Source organism: Pseudoalteromonas sp. CuT4-3, from assembly GCF_035666335.1.
GTDB lineage: Bacteria > Pseudomonadota > Gammaproteobacteria > Enterobacterales > Alteromonadaceae > Pseudoalteromonas > Pseudoalteromonas atlantica.
In genome coordinates, this window is sequence record NZ_CP142030.1 from 2,003,022 (window position 1) to 2,022,508 (window position 19,487).

The window sequence follows — 19,487 nt, forward strand, 5'->3', positions numbered from 1 at the left end:
TTAAACACAAAAAAGCCGCGTTAATACGCGGCTTTTGAAAACTTTCTTTTAGCCTAAAATCCAAATAACTTAAAGGCAAAAAACTTAGTCGCTACTGTGTTTATAAATATGGCTAATAAAATAACCGGAATAAACGTAGAAAGCGAAAAGTTAACGTATTTCTCCATAAAGCTACCGGCGTAATTTGGTGAGCCTTGGCTTAGCTCATCTGTTAGGCGCGCTTTTTTCCAGCGATACATAACAAATAAACACACCATTAAACCATTCAGTGGCAATATAGTGTCGTAAAATACATCATAAACAATATCAAAAAAGCTTTTATTACCGCTGCCGTAACTAGTAAACGACGTTAGGCTATCAACCATACCAAACGACATAGTACACAATATAGTTAACACACCGGTGGCTAGCGTTAAAATACCTAAAGCTTTTTTACGGCTGATCCCTTTGCGGTCGCTAAGGGTCGCTGTAGGTACTTCTACAATTGATACAAGCGAAGTAATCGCTGCAAAAAACACTAATAAAAAGAACGAAAACGCCACTGCAGACGCGCCAAAGTAACCAATATCATTTTGAAGTGCTAATAAAATTTTAGGTAAGTATACAAATATCATCGATACAGACGAGTCAGAAAGCGCGGCTGGGTCGGTATTAGGATCAAAACTAAATATTGCCGGTAACACCATTAAACCAGCAACAAATGCCACTAATGAGTCGGTAATAGCCACCATTTTTGCACTGCCAACAATGTCATCTTTTTTAGATATGTAAGAGGCGTACGTCATTAAAATGCCCATACCTAGCGATAGTGAGAAAAACGCTTGGCTTAGTGCACCATTAAGCACGCTGGCGCTCATTTTAGAAAAATCAGGAATAACATAATATTTAACACCAGCCATGGCGTTATCAAGCGTTAATACATACGCTACAAGGGCAAGCAACATAACAAATAAAGCCGGCATTAAAAACTTAGCGGCTTTTTCAATGCCTTGTTTAACCCCACCCAATAAAATAAGGTTAACAATAATAACGACCACAGCCATGTAGCCAAAGACAGTGTAGCTATTTATAAAGCTGCCAAAATGGCTCGGATCTGCCAATGCATCTAAATTACCCATGGCGGTTTGGCTTAAGTAACCAAAAATCCACACGGTAATAACCATATAAAATACTGCAATCATAAACGGCGTTAATACAGCCAAAAAGCCTGCAAACTTCCATTTTTTTTCGTTATTTGCCAGCGTTTTGTACGAACCAAGTGGATCTTTTTGCGCGTTACGACCCATGGCCATTTCAGCCATCATTACCGGTAAACAAATAAAAGCAACAAACAAAGCGTATACAAGTAAAAATGCACCACCACCATTTTTAGTTGCCGACACAGGAAAACCTACTAAGTTACCAATACCCACTGCCGAACCTGCTGCAGCCAGTATAAAGCCAAGACGGGAGCTAAAATGCTCTCTATTATTGCTCATGTATTAACCTTGTTATTTTTAAGTTATTCAAGCGACTCTACCAGTGTTGTGCCGCGCTTTTCAAGCAATTACACACTAAAAATAATTAATAACTGTAAACCTAGCTTTAACGGTAATTTGTTCACCAACTATCAACGTTGTGCTAGTATTTGCGTTATTAAACTTAACATTTTTTTGAGAATTACTATGTTGTACATGATTTATTCAACCGACGTTGAAAACAGCTTACCGCTTAGAAAAGAAGCCCGTCCCGCCCACTTAGCACGTTTAAGCGAACTTGACTCTCAAAACCGTTTACTTGTTGCCGGCCCACTGCCAGCAATCGACAGTGAAGACCCGCAAGATGCTGGATTTACAGGCTCATTAGTCATTGCCGAATTTGATTCACTTGAAAAAGCACGTGAATGGGCAGCCTCTGATCCATACGTTGCAGCCGGCGTTTACGCAAACACCGTTGTAAAACCATATAAAAAAGTATTACCAGCGTAACGAACACCCTGAATTTAAAACGTTATTTAATTCAGGGTTGGTTCACTGCTAATTAATTAAGCTGGCGAACGTAAAAGCGCATATTGGACGTTTTTACTTGAGTTTTAGTAGCTTAGTTAATTAGAATAGCTGGGTTTGATCTAGGAGTTCCCGTCATGCGTGTATTATTAACCCTTGGTTTAATTGCCTGTATTAGCGTCAGTGGCGCCGTACACGCAAGTTCGACTGTTACCAAAGCAGTTAAAAAAACTGAGATCAGCAAAAAGAAAGCCGTAATACTTGCAAAAGAAGAAACTGACGGTAAAACCTTAAAAATTACAGAACAAGCAAATTTTTATACTGTACGTATACTCAAATCTGACGGCCACGTCGTTGATTTACATATAAATAAAAAAACCGGCGAAGTGAAAAAGGATTAGCAAATGCGAATTTTAGTTATAGAAGATGATTTACACTTAGCAGACAACCTACGTAATGCTTTAGAGAAAGAACGTTACAGTGTTGATTTATGTCACGATGGCGAAGCTGGCCTATTCCATATTACAGAGTACCCGCTAGATATGGCGGTGGTTGATTTAGGCTTACCAAAAATTGACGGTATTGAGCTAATCAATAAAGCACGTGCACAAGGCGTGACGATCCCTATTTTAATATTAACGGCGCGCGACCGCTGGCAAGACAAAGTTGAAGGCCTAGACGCAGGTGCCGACGACTACTTAACCAAGCCGTTTCATGTTGAAGAATTAATTGCGCGTTGTAACGCACTTATTCGCCGCAGTGCTGGTAAAGCAAACCCTGAAATGACAGCGGGTCCAATTAAAATTCATACTCGCTCGCAACAAGTTTGGGTTAACGACAAAGAACTTAGCCTTACGGCTTATGAGTACAAAGTACTTGAGTATTTAATGGTTAACCCGCAAAAAGTAATTTCTAAATCAGAACTTACTGAGCACATTTACGACCAAGATTTCGATCTTGATTCTAACGTTATCGAAGTATTTGTACTTCGTCTGCGTAAAAAATTAGACCCTGAAGGCACATTAAACCCAGTAGAAACACTACGTGGGCGTGGTTACAGGCTTAAAAGTCAGTGGTAGCATCGCAAATATCGCTTAAAATAAGGCAAGGATTTATCCTTGTCTTTGTTTTATTGGTGGCACTGCCTATTTTGTTTTACTCGATTGGTAAAGCGTATTACGCCTCATTAGTCGAAACCACCGAAAAAAATCTAGAAGCCCACTTATACTCCCTTATTTCTGAAGTCGACTTTACTGAGCGCGGCATTATTATGCCCAGCACAATTTTAACGCCTGAGCTTAATAACTTAAATTCAGATACCTACGCAATGATTTACCGCGATGATGTACCTGTTTGGCACTCAGAGTCGGCAGTAAATGTAAACTTTAAACCCGAGTACATAGAGCCTAAAGCAGGTGCGGCCGACTTTAGACGTGTGGTATACAACAATGCGGTTTACTGGCAATTAAGCCTAACGGTCATTTTAAATAATATTGACCAATCTGAGCAGGCACGTTTTATATTACTCAAACGAAACGATGCATTGCTAAGGTTAATGGATGGCTTTAAACAAACCTTAGTCGATTGGATGTTTATAATGGGTATTGCGATTGCCGGTTTAATGGCAATTGGATTTATTTGGAGCGGCCGGCCGTTACAACGTCTTGATAAAGAAATAAAAGCCATTGAGTCGGGCGATATTCAAGAAATTAAAGGCTTATACCCTGTAGAGCTGCAAACAATTAAATCAGACCTAAACTTATTACTAGAGTCGCAGCAACGTCAAAAAGAGCGCTACAGAGCCTCTTTAAGTGACCTAGCACATGCATTAAAAACCCCCCTTGCGGTATTAAAATCAAGCCCGCTTGCTAATGATGCCGATGCCCAAGAGCAACTTGATAGAATAAATGTGATGATCGAGCATCAGTTAAAGCGTGCAGCTACTGGCGCATCAGACACATGGAAAAAGCAAACTCCAGTTAAACCTGTGGTTGATTCTATTTTAAGTGCAATGGCCAAGGTATACCGCGATAAAGACATTATATTTAATTGTACCGTGACCGATAAAGATTACTTTTTAGGTGACCAAACAGATTTAATGGAGTTACTGGGTAATTTAATTGATAACGCCTGTAAAGCGTGTCGCTCGCAAGTAGAAATACAAGTCATTCAAAGTAAAACACTGTGCATAGGCATTAGTGACGATGGGCCCGGTGTACCCGAGGATAAACGCGAGTCTTTATTAACCCGTGGTACCCGCCTTGATACTTACGAAAGCGGCCACGGTGTTGGCATGGCGATAGTCTCTGACTTGGTTAAATCTTATAACGGACACTTAACGATTAATAAGTCGGACACCTTGGGCGGCGCACAATTTATTTTAGAGTTTAATTACAATGATAAAAAATAGCCTTTTAATCACACTTGCGAGCCTATTAGCCCTAAGTGCTAATGCCAGTGCCAGTGCCAGTGCGCAAGCACAGTGTACGCTTGAGCAAAACGCAACGCCAAGCCAAACTAAACGCTATACGCAGTGTTTAGACACCCAAATAAATCAGGCTAAATACAATCAGGGTACTTGGGTTCAAAAACGTAAATATGAACTCACTAAATTAGAAGAGCAAAGCGGAAATACGCAAATACTCATGTTGTTTAAGCGCAGCGTCGACAACCACCAAAAGTATATTGAAGCAAGCTGCCAATGGCGCTATATATTAAAACTGCCAAATGCCAGCCAAGCTGCTATTGATTACAAATTATGTGAACTTGCACTTATTGAACAGTTTACTCAAGTGCTTAAAAAGCCACTTTAAACGGGGATTAACACCCATAAAAAAAGCGATTAATACTGTGTATTAATCGCTTTTTTTGTATCAATTATTTAATCAAATACGCAATTTAAAGCTATGAAAACCAATTGATATTATTTATCGTCTATCGACTCACCAGTACCAAGTAGCGTGGCAACCCAACGCCCTTCATCACTTGCCTCTAGGGCTATTTTAACAATCATGGTAAGCGGTACCGATAGCAACATGCCTACAGTGCCTAATAACCAACCCCAAAATATTAACGACAAAAACACCACCAAGGTAGAAAGCCCAAGCCCTTTACCCATAAATTTAGGCTCTACAATGTTACCCATTACCGTATTAATAATTAAATACCCTGCACCTACAAGCCCGGCTGTTAATGGTCCTTGTGTGATCAGTGCTAACAATAAAGCTGGTACTGCGGCAATAATAGAACCTATATTAGGAATATAATTAAACATAAAGGCCAACACGCCCCACAGCACAAAGTAGTCAACATCTAAAATCCATAAATAAAATGCTGCAATAATACCGGTGGCTAAACTCACTAATGTTTTAATTGCCAAATACGAATTAATAGAAACCAAAAAGCGGTCAATTTGCTCCATTTTTCTGTCTGGGTCGGCAAGTGCCATATGAATTTTTTTGCTTAATGCAGGCCCTTCAAAAAGCATAAACACCACAGTTAAAATTATTAAAAACATGTTTGCCATTACGCCACCTAAGCCGGTAAGCATATTCGTGGCTACATCGACCATTTTACCTGGGTCAAACATAGAGAGAATTTGATCTCTATCGATTAAGATATTGTATTGCGATGCAAGATCGACCAGCCACACGAACTCTTCTTGTAACTGGGCTTTATATTCAGGAAGTTGCTGAGAAAAGTCGTTAACTGATTGTCCTACAAGGCCGCCTAAGCTTACACCTAAGCCCACAATGATAAGCACCACAATAACAACAGAAACCCCTTTAGGGATCCGATAGCGACCAAAAAATGTGATCAGCGGGTTGCATACAATGGCAATAAACGCCGCCAAAATAAAGGGAATAATAATAACACTTGCGGCCTTAATACCGGCTAATACAACCACTAGGGCTGCAAATATTATTAAGCTTTTATTTACGCCAGTTAAACTTGCCAACGCGCCAATCCTTTTCTTATGAAATTCGCTTTAGTGTAAGGCAAAAACTAATTAAATGAAATATTTACAAAGTGATCGTTGTTTTTTAGTTAACGTAATAATTTGCATTTAGATAGTTTAAATAGTATACATTTTAAACAAATCGTACACTTAAAATTGGTAAGATTTTTATGCATATTTTTTTTACAGGCGCTACAGGCCTAATAGGTAAACACTTAACGCCTTTTTTGCTACATCATCATAAAGTAACCGTACTGAGCCGAAATAAAACCAAAGCCCATGTATTGCTTGGTCATAATATTGATGTAGTAAGCACCGTTGATGAGGTTAATTTTAACCATGTTGATACTGTAATTAATTTAGCCGGCGAACCTATCGTCAACAAGCGCTGGACGCAGGCACAAAAACAAACAATTAAAAACAGCAGAATAAACCTTACCATGCAAATCAGCGATGCTATTTTAAATTGCAGCACGCCCCCTACTACATTTATATCTGGTAGTGCCATTGGCTATTATGGCCGCCAAGGCGATACCCCCGTAGATGAGGACACCGACGATGTAAATGATGAATTTAGCCATCAGCTATGTAAAGAGTGGGAGCACGCGGCACTAAAAGCGCAAAGTGATAAAACACGGGTGTGCTTATTACGCACGGGAATTGTACTTAGCAAAAACGGCGGCGCTTTAAGTAAAATGCTTCCTGCGTTTAAATTTTTTGCAGGTGGCCCCATTGGTGATGGGGAGCAAGGTATGTCGTGGATTCATATTGATGACATGATTCAACTGATTTTATTTATTATAAAACACACGTCGCTCTGCGGGCCAATTAACGCCACTGCACCCACCCCTGTTAGCAATAAAGTATTTAGCAAAAGTTTAGGTAAAGCATTGTCACGCCCTGCGGCCCTAACCATGCCAAGCCCTGTGTTAAAAGTGTTAATGGGTGAAATGTCTGATTTGCTCACTACTGGGCAATATGTAATACCCAAAAAAGCGTTAGCGCATAATTACCGTTTTCATTTTACGGATATAGATTCGGCTCTAAGAAGTTTAATAAAGTAGGTGTATTCAGCATAGATACACCTAATAAAGGTTATAAAAATACTACTTTAAGCTAGGTTACTGTAATTAATATAAGCTTTAGTATCTAGTCTCCATTAAAATAGTCGTTTTATAATAAAAGAACCTTTCTATGCTGCACTTACCAACCGTTATAAGCCTTTCTTTTATTTTAAACCTTATAATTGGGCTGTATTTTATCTCTATTTATCAATATAAAAAACAAACTAGTTTTTTATATTTTGGCCTAGCTTGTACCACCTTTACATTCGCCATACTATGCGCAAGCTTACGCATGATCATTGCATGGCCGTTTATTACCCATTACTTTGCCAGTCTATTTATTATTGCTTGCCCACTTTTTTTAATTATGGGATTAAAAGCACTCAGCCCTTTAAATAAAAGCATATGCAAGCAAGTTAGCTATTTACTATTCGTGGCTGCGGTTTTTTTGCTCGTAGTTTACAACACCGCTGTAGAGCAAGTATTGGTTAGTTTAACTGTGGCAGGGTTATTTTTGTATGCTTCGTATATTGTTTTAAGCACCCGCTTTATAGCAAAATTACAACAACGTATGCTATTGCTTTGCCTATTACAGCACGCACTCGTTATGCTAATACAGGGAGTTTTATTACTGTTGCCATTTTTTACTGCGCTCAACTTTAATTTTGCCTCTGTTTTGCAATTTACTTTGGCTGTACACTTAATACTTGCCACTAGCGCCGCCCTATTGCTGCCTTTTTTAGTGTTTGCCAATACAGAGCATACGCTCAACTCCCTTGCTAATCGTGACCCATTAACCCAGCTATTAAATAAACGCGGTTTAAATGCAGTGGCCAATACGTTATTTAATAAAAATAATGCCGAGCATCCCCTTAGCATTATTATGGTCGATATAGACTTTTTTAAGCGCGTTAACGATGAATATGGACACGATGCAGGTGATGAGGCAATTAAATGGGTTTCGCAACATATTGCCGCGCTTTTTTCTAACAGCGCGGTGACCTCGCGTGTTGGCGGCGAAGAGTTTGCAATTTTACTTAACCACTGCACTTTAAATGAGGCACAGTGCGCGGCAAACACCCTCAGAAAAAACATTAAAAACAAGCCCTTTAGCTATTACGGCAACACCATTTATTTAAGAATAAGCGCTGGAGTGGCATGCAGCGATACTCAAACAAGCTCTTTTAAATCGCTACTTAGTGCGGCAGATAAGCGCTTGTATATTGCTAAAACCACAGGACGCGACAAAGTTATATATGAATCTGCACAAAACCCTTTTATAAATAACAAACCGGTTTGCACATAAAAAAAGCCCTTCAATTGAAGGGCTTTGACATACACACTAAAACAAAATGATTACTGACATTTAAGCCCAGCAGAGTCTGCCTTATTAGGCACAAACTGAATGTTTGCTACCGACACTGAGGTTTTACTGCTTGCATGTAAACTAAACGGGCTTGTAAGGCTTGAAAAGTCTACGCCTTGGTTAGCAAAACAACGTAAGTCTACCGACACCGACTGCCATTTATTTTTGATTGATTGATCAACCACTTTACTCAAGGCAATCGCACCACCACACTCACCTGAACAAGTCATAGCAAGGTTTACGTCATCGGTTAGTGGCTCATTGAGTTTAATATCAAAACTAATAACGCCATTAGCCTCTAAATACGTAATGGTATCTTCTGCAAAGCTTGTGACTATTTCAGCACTTGCCTTTTGCTCGCCACTAAAATTAAATTGGCGCGCGTCTTCTTGAACTGTTTTATCCTCAGTACGGTATTTAAGTGCACCTAGTTGATGAGTACTGCTTGATACATCTAATAGCTCATCGCCAGATTTAAGTAATAAACGCCACGGAGCAACCGGTGCGCCAACTAAAATATCCATACTAGTGAGTGCTGAGCTATCTAATTTAGAGTCTTCGTCTAAATTATCAGCCAATACATTTTTATCGCCATAAGTTAAACCAAAGCCGTACGGTAATAATGGGCTGTAATCGTCATCGCCTTTATTAACCGTTGCTTGTACTGCTGTTTTAGGCCATGAAAACGAAAGCTTGCCGCTAAAGTCATGTTGAATACTGCCATCTTTACCTTTTAAAATAACATCGGCAACACCGCCACCCTCTGTACCTGGCAGCCATGCTGCAACAAATGCATCTGAGGCATTTAATTCACTGTTAACCCACATTGGGCGACCGGAAATAAATACCGATACAACCGTAATACCCTGCTCTTTTAACGACTTTAATAACGCGAGCGATTTTTTATTACCACGCTCAAATTCAAGGTTATCTCTATCGCCATGGCCTTCTGCATAAGGCTCTTCACCAAATACCACAACCGCTACATCTGGGAGCTCATCATATGAGCCATCCACACTTAAAATGGCACGACCACCCGCCTCAGTAATTTGTTTTTCAAGACCTGCGTAAATAGACGTGGCACCAGGAAAATCAGCATTTTTGTTATTCGTCCCTTGCCAAGTAATACTCCAACCACCCGACTGCTTACCTATGTTATCGGCTCCATCGCCGGCAATTAGTACAGCTTGGTTTGCATCAAGAGGCAAAATATTGTTTTTGTTTTTAAGTAAAACAAGTGATTCACGAACTGCCTGACGCGCAACTTCGCGGTGCTGCTGCGCACCAATTAGCTCAGTTTTACCCGAAAACTGACGCTTAGCTGGGCTTGGTTTATCAAATAAACCGGCACGCAATTTAACGCGTAAAATTCTACTTACTGCATCATCAATGCGCGACATGCTGATTTCGCCAGCTTTGACTTGCGCTATGGTGTTTTCGTACAGCGGCTTCCAAGCGCCCGTTGGCACCATAAAAATATCAAGCCCCGCGTTAACAGCCTGTGCACAGCTTTCGTTTGTACAGCCTTCAATTTGACCGTGGCCGTTCCAATCCCCTACCACAAAACCATCAAAGCCCATGCGGGTTTTAAGCACATCGGTTAACAGGTATTTGTTGCCGTGGTTTTTAACTCCATGCCAGCTATTAAACGATGCCATAACCGACTGACTTCCCGCCGATAAGCCGCCTACATAACCTTGGGCATGTATATCAAACAAATCTTGCTCACTGTCGATATTATTACCTTGGTCATCGCCATCGACTGTGCCGCCATCACCTAAAAAGTGCTTAACGGTACTAATAACACGTTTATCACTTAAAAAGTCGCCATCGGCCTTGCCCTGTAAACCATTTACAATTGCGGCTGAATAATCACGTACTATTTGAGGATCTTCTGAATAACCTTCATAGGTTCTGCCCCAGCGATCATCGCGCACAACAGCCACTGTAGGTGCAAATACCCAATCAATACCCGTTGCCATTACTTCAACCGCAGTGATAGCTGCTATTTGCTCAATCAATGCAGGGTTGTTTGCCGCACCTAAACCAATATTATGCGGAAATAAGGTCGCGCCAATTACATTATTGTGACCATGCACCGCATCGGTGCCCCACATTGTGGGTATTTTACTGCCATCGATAGAATCATCTACCGACGCCTGATAAAAATCTTCAGCCAATTTTACCCAGTCCATTGGTGTTGCGTGTTTATCACCATTAGGAAAGGCACCGCCCCCGTTTAGGTATGAGCCAAAGCCATATTTGCGCATATCTTCAACGGTAATATCACGAATTTCTGGTTGAATCATTTGAGCTACTTTTTGCTCAAGTGTCATCGTTTTTAAATAATCGGCTATTTTAGCTTCAATTTTTGGGTCTTGTTTTACGGCAATATTAAGTTTTGGCCAAATTTTCTCTGTTTTAGACAGCGCATTATTAGCTTCAGGAGTGGTGGTCCCGTCATTTGAACAAGCCGCTAAAATGCCTAGTGATGCAATTAATGAGGCACGTGCTATTTTATTAAGTGAAAAAAGGGTTTTCATTATAGAGTCTCCTGAGCTTGAACTGGTTTGCTTCCGCTTAAACCATAAAACGCGATAAATAAGTAACAAAAAATAGGTAAAACATACGAAAGTTGAACACCCACACTATCAGCAAGTGCACCTTGTAAAAGAGGCACTATTGCACCCCCTACAATCGCCAAGCACAAAATACCAGAGCCCTGCGCGGTATGCTTACCAAGGCCATTTAACGCTAAACTAAAAATAGTTGGGAACATAATAGAATTGAATAAACCAACCAGTAGTATTGACCACATTGCTAATTGACCCGACGTGCTCATGGCAATAACCACCAAAATAATAGCCATACTTGCGTTAAAGCCAAGTACTTTACCAGCGGGTAATTTTTGCATTACCGCTGCACCAATAAAACGCCCCACCATAGCTCCACCAAAATAATATGTGATGTAGTGAGCGGCAACATGCTCTTTTAATCCAGCAATATTTTCTTGTGCTAAAAAGCTAACTAAAAAACTGCCAATCGCAACCTCTGCACCTACATACATAAATATACCCACAGCACCGAGGGTTAGGTGGCGGTATTGCCATGCACTACCTTCAATTGTCTCTGACTTTTCAGCGGCTTCTTTTTGCTCATTCATTATGTCTGGTAATTTAAGCCATGCAAAAATACCGGCTAGTAAAATAAGCATGCCTGCTAATAGTAAATAAGGAAGTTGAACCGATTCTGCATTTTGTGCCGGCGTTAAAAATGCTTCAGATGCAGAGTCAAGAATCAAAAATGCACCAAATGTAGGGGCAACCGTCGTGCCTAGCGCATTAAATGCTTGCGTTAAGGTAAGGCGAGAAGACGCTGTTTTAGGGGCGCCCAATAAACTTACATAAGGGTTTGCAGAAACCTGCAACAAGGTAATACCGCTTGCCAGAACAAATAAAGCAAACAAAAATACCGGGTAATTATGTAGTGCCGCGGCTGGGTAAAAAAGCACACAACCACATGCCGCTATAAGTAACCCCACTACAATGCCTTTTTTATACCCTAATTTTTTAACTATGTAGCCACTTGGCAGTGACATTAAAAAATAAGCCCCAAAAAAACAAAACTGAACCAGCATTGCCTGAACATAAGTTAGGTTAAACACCGCTTTTAAATGCGGGATTAAAATATCGTTTAAGCAGGTAATGAATCCCCACATAAAAAATAAAGTAGTTAAAGATGTTAATGCAAAACCATAGTTTTTATCTTGGTAGTTTTGCGACTGTGTGTGTGTCGTCAGTGGTGCTGAACTGGCCATGGGCTCTCCGCAATTTATAATTATAAATTAATGCAAAAGTCGTTATTAAAAATTGCCGTGTAACCCAGCAACATTAAAGAGTTGACCTTCGTATCAATTAACACTAATCTAAAAATGTAAGCGCTTTCACGTGTAATTAAATACGAACATGTAACATATTTCAACAAGTTTTATTTTTTTATAAACGCGCCCTTACGCTTCATCGCAGTAAATACAGTGGCTATTTATGCATTTAAGGTTTAAAAAGGTTTGTTACTAATGACAAAATTATCGTTACCATCTCATTCACCTCTATTAACAAAAAACTTTGTTTATGGTGTGGCTACGGCATCATTTCAAATTGAAGGCGGGTATGAGCATCGCCTGCCCTGTATATGGGATACCTTTTGCGATACACCCAACAAAATAGCCGACAGCTCAAATGGGCATGTTGCCTGCGATCATTACAACCAGTGGCAAAACGACATTGAATTAATAGACTCGCTTGGCGTAGATGCGTATCGACTTTCTATCTCTTGGCCGCGAGTTATTACCTTATCGGGCGAGCTAAACCCTGAGGGCGTAAAGTTTTATACTAATATTCTTGATGAGCTTAATAAGCGCAACATTAAAGCGTTTGTAACGCTATATCACTGGGATTTACCTCAACATTTAGAAGACAAAGGCGGCTGGTTAAATCGCGACACAGCTTATGAATTTGCTCGCTATGTAAAGCATATTAGCCAAGCATTTGGCGAGCGGGTATTTTCGTACGCGACCCTAAATGAGCCATTTTGCAGTGCCTTTTTAGGCTACGAAGTAGGCATACATGCCCCAGGTTTAGTGGGCAAAGAGTACGGTAAAAAAGCGGCGCACCATTTATTGCTTGCTCATGGTTTGGCAATGGATGTGTTAAAGCAAACCTCGCCTAATACTCAAAATGGTATTGTGCTTAATTTTACACCTTGCTACCCATTAACGCAGTCAGCAGAGGATATAAACGCAGCTCGCTACGCCGATGATTATTTAAATCAATGGTATATGAAACCAATAATGGATGGCCAATACCCAGAAATTATAAAACAGCTTCCTAGCAATCAGCAGCCTGAAATCCACCCAGGCGATATGGACATAATTTCACAATCTATTGATTACTTAGGCATTAATTTTTATACGCGCCAAGTATACAAAGCGCATCCTAGCGATATATACGAGCCACTTGATCCACAAGGGCCTTTAACCGACATGGGCTGGGAAATTTACCCGCAGTCGTTCACCGACTTACTTGTAACGCTTAACAACACTTACACCTTACCGCCTATTTATATTACCGAGAACGGCGCAGCTATGCCCGACACCATTAAAAATGGCGAGGTAAACGATGTAGATCGCCTAAACTATTATCATAGCCACTTAAATGCCGTGCACGATGCCACAGCGCAAGGGGTTAATATTATTGGTTACTTTGCGTGGAGCTTAATGGATAATTTTGAATGGGCTGAGGGCTACTTAAAACGCTTTGGTATTGTTTACGTTGATTATAAAACTCAGCAACGTACTATAAAAGCCAGTGGCCAAGCTTATAAAAGCTTGATACAAAGCCGTAAATAGCCAATAAAAGCTATTCGATTAATCGCATAAATAAAAATCAAAAAGCGAGAACCTAACATCATGATAAGTGTAAAAGAAAAAATAGCCTATGGCCTTGGCGATACGGCAAGTAATATTATTTTTCAAACAGTTATGATGTTTTTAATGCTTTACTACACAGATGTAGTAGGGCTTTCTCCTGCGGTGGTAGGCACCATGTTTTTAGTGGTTAGGTTGTTTGATGCCATCACCGACCCAGTTATGGGCAACTTAGCCGATAAAACCCAGTCGCGCTTTGGCCATTTTAGGCCCTATTTATTGTGGCTTGCCCTGCCCTTTGCGCTTATTAGTATTTTAGCTTTTACCACGCCAGAGCTTGAAGGCACTGATAAAATTATTTACGCCTTTACTACCTACACCTTGCTTATGGTGGCGTATACCGCCATAAATATTCCTTATTGCGCATTAGGTGGCGTGCTCACTAACGATGTAAAAGAGCGTGTTAGCGTGCAATCGTATCGTTTTGTGTTTGGTATGTTAGGCGGCGTTATTGTTGCGGGCTGTACAATGCCAATGGTTGAATACTTTGGCCAAGGCGATAATGCCAAAGGTTACCAATACACCATGACGGCAATGAGTTTGCTTGGCTTAGTGTTATTTTTACTGTGTTTTTTTGGTACAAAAGAGCGCGTAGAGCAACCGCCTGAGCAAAATCTGTCGTTGTTTAAAAGTCTAAAAACCTTAATTAAAAACGATCAATGGCGAGTCCTGTGCGCGGCCGCGCTATTTTTACTCACTGGACAAGTATTACGTTTAACCTTAGGTGTTTATTACGTTAAATACTATTTAGGGCAAGAAGATTTAATTACCTCCTTCATGACCCTAGGAGTGGTTGCCAGTATGGTTGGGTGTGCGTGTGCTCAGCCGTTGGCTAAGCGATTTTGTAAAATAAAAGCCTATATTAGTTTGCAGTTAATCGCTGCGGGCATATGTATTGCGAGCTATTTTATCTCCCCTGATAACATTACCTTGGCATTTGCCGCCTTTATTCTGTGGAAGTTTTTTTTAGATATGGCCACCCCGCTACTGTGGGCAAAAATGGCCGACACCATAGACTACGGGCACCACAAAACTGGGGTAAGAATTACTGGCCTTGTGTATTCGGGCGTTATATTTTTTATAAAAATGGGTGTGGCGTTAGGCGGTGCAATTGCAGGCTGGCTGCTGTCTTTTTATAATTACCAAGCGCAAACAATGCAGAGCCTTGATACGCAACAGGGTATTTTATTATCGTTTACTATTATACCGGCGTTTGGCTCTTTGTTTGTTGCTTTTATTATGCGTAAATACACGCTCAATAACGCGCAGTTAGCCTCTATACAGGCATCGCTAAAAACTAGTGCTAGTTAACATTTGGTGGGTACGGTATTATTTGCCCGCCAAAATAAAGGATATAAGTGAGTTAACAATAACATGGCCACAATTTATGAAGTGTCGGAGCTTGCTGGCGTATCGTTAGCTACAGTGTCACGGGTAATGAATAAAAACACCCGCGTAAGTGAAAAAACCACTAAAAAAGTACTCGATGCAATGCAGCAGCTGGGCTATAAGCCCAATTCTATTGCGCAATCGCTTGCCTCAAACAGAACCAACAGCGTGGGTATTTTGGTATCAGAGCTTCATGGTCCTTTCTTTGCTCAAATGATGGCGGGCATCGAGTCAGCCCTACGCGCTGCGGGTAAGCACGTTATTATTACCACCGGTCACAGTGAAGACGATAAAGAAAAAGACGGCATTGAATTTTTAATTAGCCGCAAATGCGATGCGCTAATTTTACATGTAGAGTCAGTCAGTGATGACTACTTAATTGAGCTAAGTAAAGGTAAAACCCCTATTTACCTTATTAACCGATACGTACATTCACTTGAAAGTAACTGCATTAGCCTAGATAACGAACTCGGCGGCTACTTAGCCAGTAAATCTATTGTTGAGCAAGGCCACACAAATATAGCTTATATCGCGGGGCCGCAAGTTAAAGCCGATGCCAGAAACCGTTTAAAAGGCCATAAAAAAGCGCTGCACGAAAAAAACATTCCCTTTAATGAGGTGCTGTTTTACGAAGGTGATTTTAACGAAATTGGCGGCAGCAAAGGCCTTGAAAAACTACTCAACACGCGTATTCCGTTTAGTGCTTTAGTGTGTGCCAACGATGAAATGGCATCAGGTGCTATGAAATACGCCCGTGAGCATGGCTTTAATTTACCTAACGATTTGTCGGTTATTGGCTTTGATAACGTTATATTTGCCAATTATCTTTACCCTACACTTACCACCATAGATAACCCAGTAGAAGAAATGGGTGAAATGGCTGCAAAAATGGTGCTACAAGATGTGTATCAGTATAAAAACTTACACATAAACCGCGTGTTTGAACCCACCCTTATAAAACGTGATTCAACCCAAACATTGCCAAAATAACGCATAAAAAAACGGCGCTATATTAAGCGCCGTTTTTATTAACCCCTAGTAACTTATTTTGCTATCCAAGGGGTTACTTTAACTACTTTTTCTATATCACCAAGCAGATTTACGTCATCTTCCCAGTTATCCTGTACTGCAAAGTAGCAGATTGATTTTTCGCACTGTATATGTGGGTTATTAAAGGTCACAGGCTCTTTAAATGTTACAGCAACGCCTTTTTGCTCAGGCAATAAAAACCACATAAGCTTACTAACAAAAAAGCCCGATAAATCTGTTAAAAGTTCATCTAACTCGTTATTAATTGTGTACAACGAATCTTTAGTTAAGCTAAGCCCTTCGAACTCGCTGGCCTCAATTTGCAATTTTAACTGACAATCGTGATCAGGATTTTGTGGCTCTACAACAATAACGGCTTTATCCGTATCGAGCTGCTTATCAAACGGTAAAAGTAACTGTGCTTTATCGGTAAAGTTGAGCGGGTATTCGTTATTTTCAGTTAAAATTGTACCGCTTTTAATAGCACATGCCTCGTTTGTGGCAATATCGCTAATGTAAAAGTTAACCCGTGCATACTGAAAATCGCCCTTGTTAACCACTTTTAATCTATCGTAAAAGCCATCGTACGACATAACAAACTCTTTGGCATTGACGGTACTTGCCGCCAAACTTAATAAAATGAGTATGGCGTTAATATTTATGAGTCGTTTTTTATTCATCAAAGTAAGCTCTGTTTTGGTTAATCATGGTGTTTAGCTCTTCTATGTAGGCCTCGCCGCGCTCTGAGTACGACATTAAACCATGCGTTAGTGCCGTTGCCGCAATGGGCTTTTGCTGTTGTCGTAAATCTTCGCGTATCAGGCGTAAATCTTTGTAGGCATTATGCGTGTTAATATTTCTAAAATACGAGCTTACTGCTGCGCGTACCGACTTGAATGCAGCAACTTCGTGCGCCGCTCCACTATTGCGGCGTCTTGGCACCATACCGCAGCCTTTTGAATAGCACCATTGGCCAAAAAAGTTAAGCCCTATGCGTGCAAAGCGCGATGTACCCCACGCCGACTCATTCGCCGCTTGCATTAGCGCAAGCTCTTTAGGAATAATATCAACACGGCGCAGCGCTTGGCTTAAAATTAGGGTGTTTACTGTTTCAGGTAAGCCATAGGCTTTTAAAATATTAACGATGTCGCGCTGTTGTTTTTTCTCGAGCGGTTCGTTGTATTCAAGCATCATACGCGCAATTTCTAACTTAGCGCGTTGCTGTAATATTTTTTTATTTTCAGCCTCAACATGTGGGCGAATAAAATCAAAAAAAGCCTGTTTTTTCTCTTTTACATCAGCAAATTCAGAAAATTTAGGTAAGGTAACATTGTGCAGGGGTTTTTCTTTTTTCTTTACTGTTTTAGGTTGTTCACCTGTGGTTTGTTCTTCAACCTCGTGCTCATTACTTTGCATAAACGGATATGCAAGCGCCCATAAAAAAAATACGCTTAGTAACAGCTTTAAAATGGTTTTTAGCATGTAGTCTCTCTTTCAAACAACAATTATGCATGGGTAATACACACACATACGAAACCCCATTATACCTAAGCCACTATATAAACGCGAGTAACACCCTGTGTGTAACCCTTTAAGGGCCACGCTTTGCTAAAAAATGCTAAAGTGGCTGCTTGCGATAAATATACTATCCACCAGCTAAGGTTATGTACTTGTTCATTCGCAATTTATTAGGGCATGGGTATACTGAGCTTATACCGTGTATAACAACGTTTTGTGAGTAAGCAGTATGGATAAGCAATGGCAAAGCCGAATAATAGAACAGTATAAAAATCGCCCTAACGATAATCGCTCCCCCTGGCAGGTAGACCGCTCTCGTATAATTCATGCCGCAGCTTTTAGGCGCTTACAAGCAAAAACCCAAATTATGGGGATAGGCTTAAACGACTTTTATCGCACACGCTTAACGCATTCTTTGGAGGTATCGCAAATTGGTACAGGCATATTGCGGCATTTAAAAGCACAGCACAGCGATTTTGAACACTTCCCCTCTACCGGTTTATTAGAAACCTTATGTTTAGCCCACGATATAGGTCATCCCCCGTTTGGCCATGGCGGCGAAATTGCCTTAAATTATATGATGCGTGAGCACGGTGGATTTGAAGGCAACGCACAAACATTACGTATAGTCGCTAAACTTGAGCCTTACTCTAACGGCCACGGCATGAACCTAACGCGCCGCACGTTGCTAGGCTTTATTAAATACCCTGCATTTATAGACGATTTATGGCACACCATTCCGAAGGTAAATAGCACACGCTCATTTATAAAAGCAGATGATTGGCGCCCCGCTAAAGGCTTATACAAAGACGATGCACAAATATTTGAATGGATCATTGCCCCTTTAAGCGACAACGACAAAGCCCTATTAACTAGCCATACACCAATAGATCAGTATCGTGCAAAAACCCGTTATAAATCGTTAGATAGCGCTATAATGGAACATGCCGATGATATAGCATATGCAGTGCACGACTTAGAAGATGCCATAGCCACTAAAGTGCTCACACTAGATGATTGGCAAACACACGCATTACCCCACTTAAACGCGCTTAATGACGATTGGTTAAACACTAAATTAGACTCGCTTACCCAACGCTTATTTTCAAAAAACGATTTTGAGCGTAAAGATGCCATAGGCGAGCTGGTAAATATGTTTATTATTCATATTCATTTAGATGTTCAGCATGGTGATTTTGAGTGCCCTATTTTAAAGTACACTGCAAAGCTAGACCCACAGTACGAGCGCGTTTTACAAATACTTAAGCATTTTGTATTTAATCGCTTAATACGCGACCCAGAAATGCAGCAAATAGAGTTTAAAGGTCAAAACTTACTGATTGAATTATTTACCGCTTTTGCCAGTGACCCTCTGCGTTTATTACCCGAAACAACGCAAGCGCTTTATCTAGACGCTGAAAAACAAAACCAAGGGATGCGCATAATATGCGACTACCTAAGCGGCATGAGCGATGAGTACGCCTATAAAACCTATCAGCGTTTATTCTCACCAGTACAATAAAAGCCACGAGCACATCTTGTTAAGCGTTTGGTTAAAGGAAGAGCCTGTGTAAGGGGTTATTGCAAATAAATAGGCGTGCGCAGGAGGCGTTATCGAGTCCACTCGGTTACAAACCTTGCGCCGCAGTTAAATAACCTCTTGTTTGCAAAAATTTTTCCTGCAAAGTCTAGC

General features: G+C 40.6%; 17 protein-coding genes. 11 read left to right on the forward strand and 6 right to left on the reverse strand.

Translation table 11 applies throughout. From position 1 onward, the window contains the following. Window positions 1-53: 53 nt before the first annotated feature. Window positions 54-1,478: a sodium-dependent transporter gene (locus VOI46_RS09095; RefSeq protein ID WP_004586801.1), complete on the reverse strand. Its 1,425-nt coding sequence runs from the start codon at window positions 1,476-1,478 to the stop codon at window positions 54-56. Between the two features lie 186 nt (window positions 1,479-1,664). On the opposite strand from VOI46_RS09095, the gene VOI46_RS09100 reads away from it, so the two are divergent. From VOI46_RS09100 to VOI46_RS09120, 5 genes are all read left to right on the forward strand, one after another. After that, on the forward strand, window positions 1,665-1,967 hold the full coding sequence (locus VOI46_RS09100; RefSeq protein WP_004586802.1) for a YciI family protein: 303 nt from the start codon (window positions 1,665-1,667) through the stop codon (window positions 1,965-1,967). A gap of 155 nt (window positions 1,968-2,122) precedes the next feature. Beyond that, window positions 2,123-2,386, forward strand: coding sequence for a PepSY domain-containing protein (locus VOI46_RS09105; protein ID WP_004586803.1), 264 nt, complete (start codon window positions 2,123-2,125; stop codon window positions 2,384-2,386). Between the two features lie 3 nt (window positions 2,387-2,389). Further along, window positions 2,390-3,064, forward strand: coding sequence for a response regulator transcription factor (locus tag VOI46_RS09110; protein ID WP_004586804.1), 675 nt, complete (start codon window positions 2,390-2,392; stop codon window positions 3,062-3,064). After that, window positions 3,058-4,395 carry an ATP-binding protein gene (locus tag VOI46_RS09115; RefSeq protein ID WP_004586805.1) on the forward strand — a complete coding sequence of 446 codons (1,338 nt, stop codon included), beginning with the start codon at window positions 3,058-3,060 and terminating at the stop codon, window positions 4,393-4,395. The genes VOI46_RS09110 and VOI46_RS09115 overlap by 7 nt, the downstream gene beginning before the upstream one ends. After that, a complete protein-coding gene (locus VOI46_RS09120) occupies window positions 4,382-4,798 on the forward strand; it encodes a hypothetical protein (RefSeq protein WP_004586806.1) in 417 nt (138 codons plus the stop codon). The genes VOI46_RS09115 and VOI46_RS09120 overlap by 14 nt, the downstream gene beginning before the upstream one ends. Window positions 4,799-4,908: 110 nt before the next feature. On the opposite strand, the gene VOI46_RS09125 is transcribed toward VOI46_RS09120, so the two are convergent. Further along, window positions 4,909-5,943, reverse strand: coding sequence for an AI-2E family transporter (locus VOI46_RS09125; RefSeq protein ID WP_004586807.1), 1,035 nt, complete (start codon window positions 5,941-5,943; stop codon window positions 4,909-4,911). 170 nt (window positions 5,944-6,113) lie between these two features. Between VOI46_RS09125 and VOI46_RS09130 the strand changes: the two genes are divergently transcribed. Both VOI46_RS09130 and VOI46_RS09135 read left to right on the forward strand, forming a co-directional pair. Next, the gene (locus VOI46_RS09130; protein WP_004586808.1) at window positions 6,114-7,007 is read left to right on the forward strand and encodes a TIGR01777 family oxidoreductase; all 894 of its coding nucleotides are present in this window, start codon (window positions 6,114-6,116) and stop codon (window positions 7,005-7,007) included. Window positions 7,008-7,137: 130 nt separating this feature from the next. Further along, window positions 7,138-8,313: a GGDEF domain-containing protein gene (locus VOI46_RS09135; protein ID WP_004586809.1), complete on the forward strand. Its 1,176-nt coding sequence runs from the start codon at window positions 7,138-7,140 to the stop codon at window positions 8,311-8,313. Window positions 8,314-8,363: 50 nt separating this feature from the next. Here the strand turns inward: VOI46_RS09135 and VOI46_RS09140 are convergent, their stop codons facing one another. Both VOI46_RS09140 and VOI46_RS09145 read right to left on the reverse strand, forming a co-directional pair. Continuing rightward, window positions 8,364-10,916 (reverse strand): glycoside hydrolase family 3 N-terminal domain-containing protein, encoded by a 2,553-nt coding sequence (locus VOI46_RS09140; RefSeq protein WP_004586810.1) that lies wholly within the window; start codon window positions 10,914-10,916, stop codon window positions 8,364-8,366. Beyond that, entirely contained in the window at window positions 10,916-12,190 is a 1,275-nt protein-coding gene (locus tag VOI46_RS09145) for a sugar MFS transporter (protein ID WP_024033438.1), read from the reverse strand. The genes VOI46_RS09140 and VOI46_RS09145 overlap by 1 nt, the downstream gene beginning before the upstream one ends. Window positions 12,191-12,448: 258 nt before the next feature. On the opposite strand from VOI46_RS09145, the gene VOI46_RS09150 reads away from it, so the two are divergent. The 3 genes from VOI46_RS09150 (at window position 12,449) to VOI46_RS09160 (ending at window position 16,237) form a co-directional block, all read left to right on the forward strand. Continuing rightward, window positions 12,449-13,780, forward strand: coding sequence for a GH1 family beta-glucosidase (locus VOI46_RS09150; RefSeq protein WP_004586812.1), 1,332 nt, complete (start codon window positions 12,449-12,451; stop codon window positions 13,778-13,780). 60 nt (window positions 13,781-13,840) lie between these two features. Continuing rightward, window positions 13,841-15,169, forward strand: a complete 1,329-nt coding sequence (locus tag VOI46_RS09155) for an MFS transporter (RefSeq protein ID WP_054982646.1) — start codon at window positions 13,841-13,843, stop codon at window positions 15,167-15,169. Window positions 15,170-15,232: 63 nt separating this feature from the next. Continuing rightward, complete coding sequence (locus VOI46_RS09160) at window positions 15,233-16,237, forward strand: LacI family DNA-binding transcriptional regulator (protein WP_004586814.1); 1,005 nt, start codon at window positions 15,233-15,235, stop codon at window positions 16,235-16,237. Window positions 16,238-16,290: 53 nt separating this feature from the next. On the opposite strand, the gene VOI46_RS09165 is transcribed toward VOI46_RS09160, so the two are convergent. Together VOI46_RS09165 and VOI46_RS09170 are read right to left on the reverse strand one after the other, a co-directional pair. Beyond that, entirely contained in the window at window positions 16,291-16,956 is a 666-nt protein-coding gene (locus tag VOI46_RS09165) for a DUF2987 domain-containing protein (RefSeq protein WP_004586815.1), read from the reverse strand. Then, entirely contained in the window at window positions 16,949-17,758 is an 810-nt protein-coding gene (locus VOI46_RS09170; protein WP_004586816.1) for a glucosaminidase domain-containing protein, read from the reverse strand. The genes VOI46_RS09165 and VOI46_RS09170 overlap by 8 nt, the downstream gene beginning before the upstream one ends. 265 nt (window positions 17,759-18,023) lie before the next feature. Here VOI46_RS09170 and VOI46_RS09175 point away from each other — a divergent pair, with 265 nt between their 5' ends. Further along, window positions 18,024-19,316, forward strand: coding sequence for an anti-phage deoxyguanosine triphosphatase (locus tag VOI46_RS09175; protein WP_004586817.1), 1,293 nt, complete (start codon window positions 18,024-18,026; stop codon window positions 19,314-19,316). Window positions 19,317-19,487: the final 171 nt, after the last annotated feature.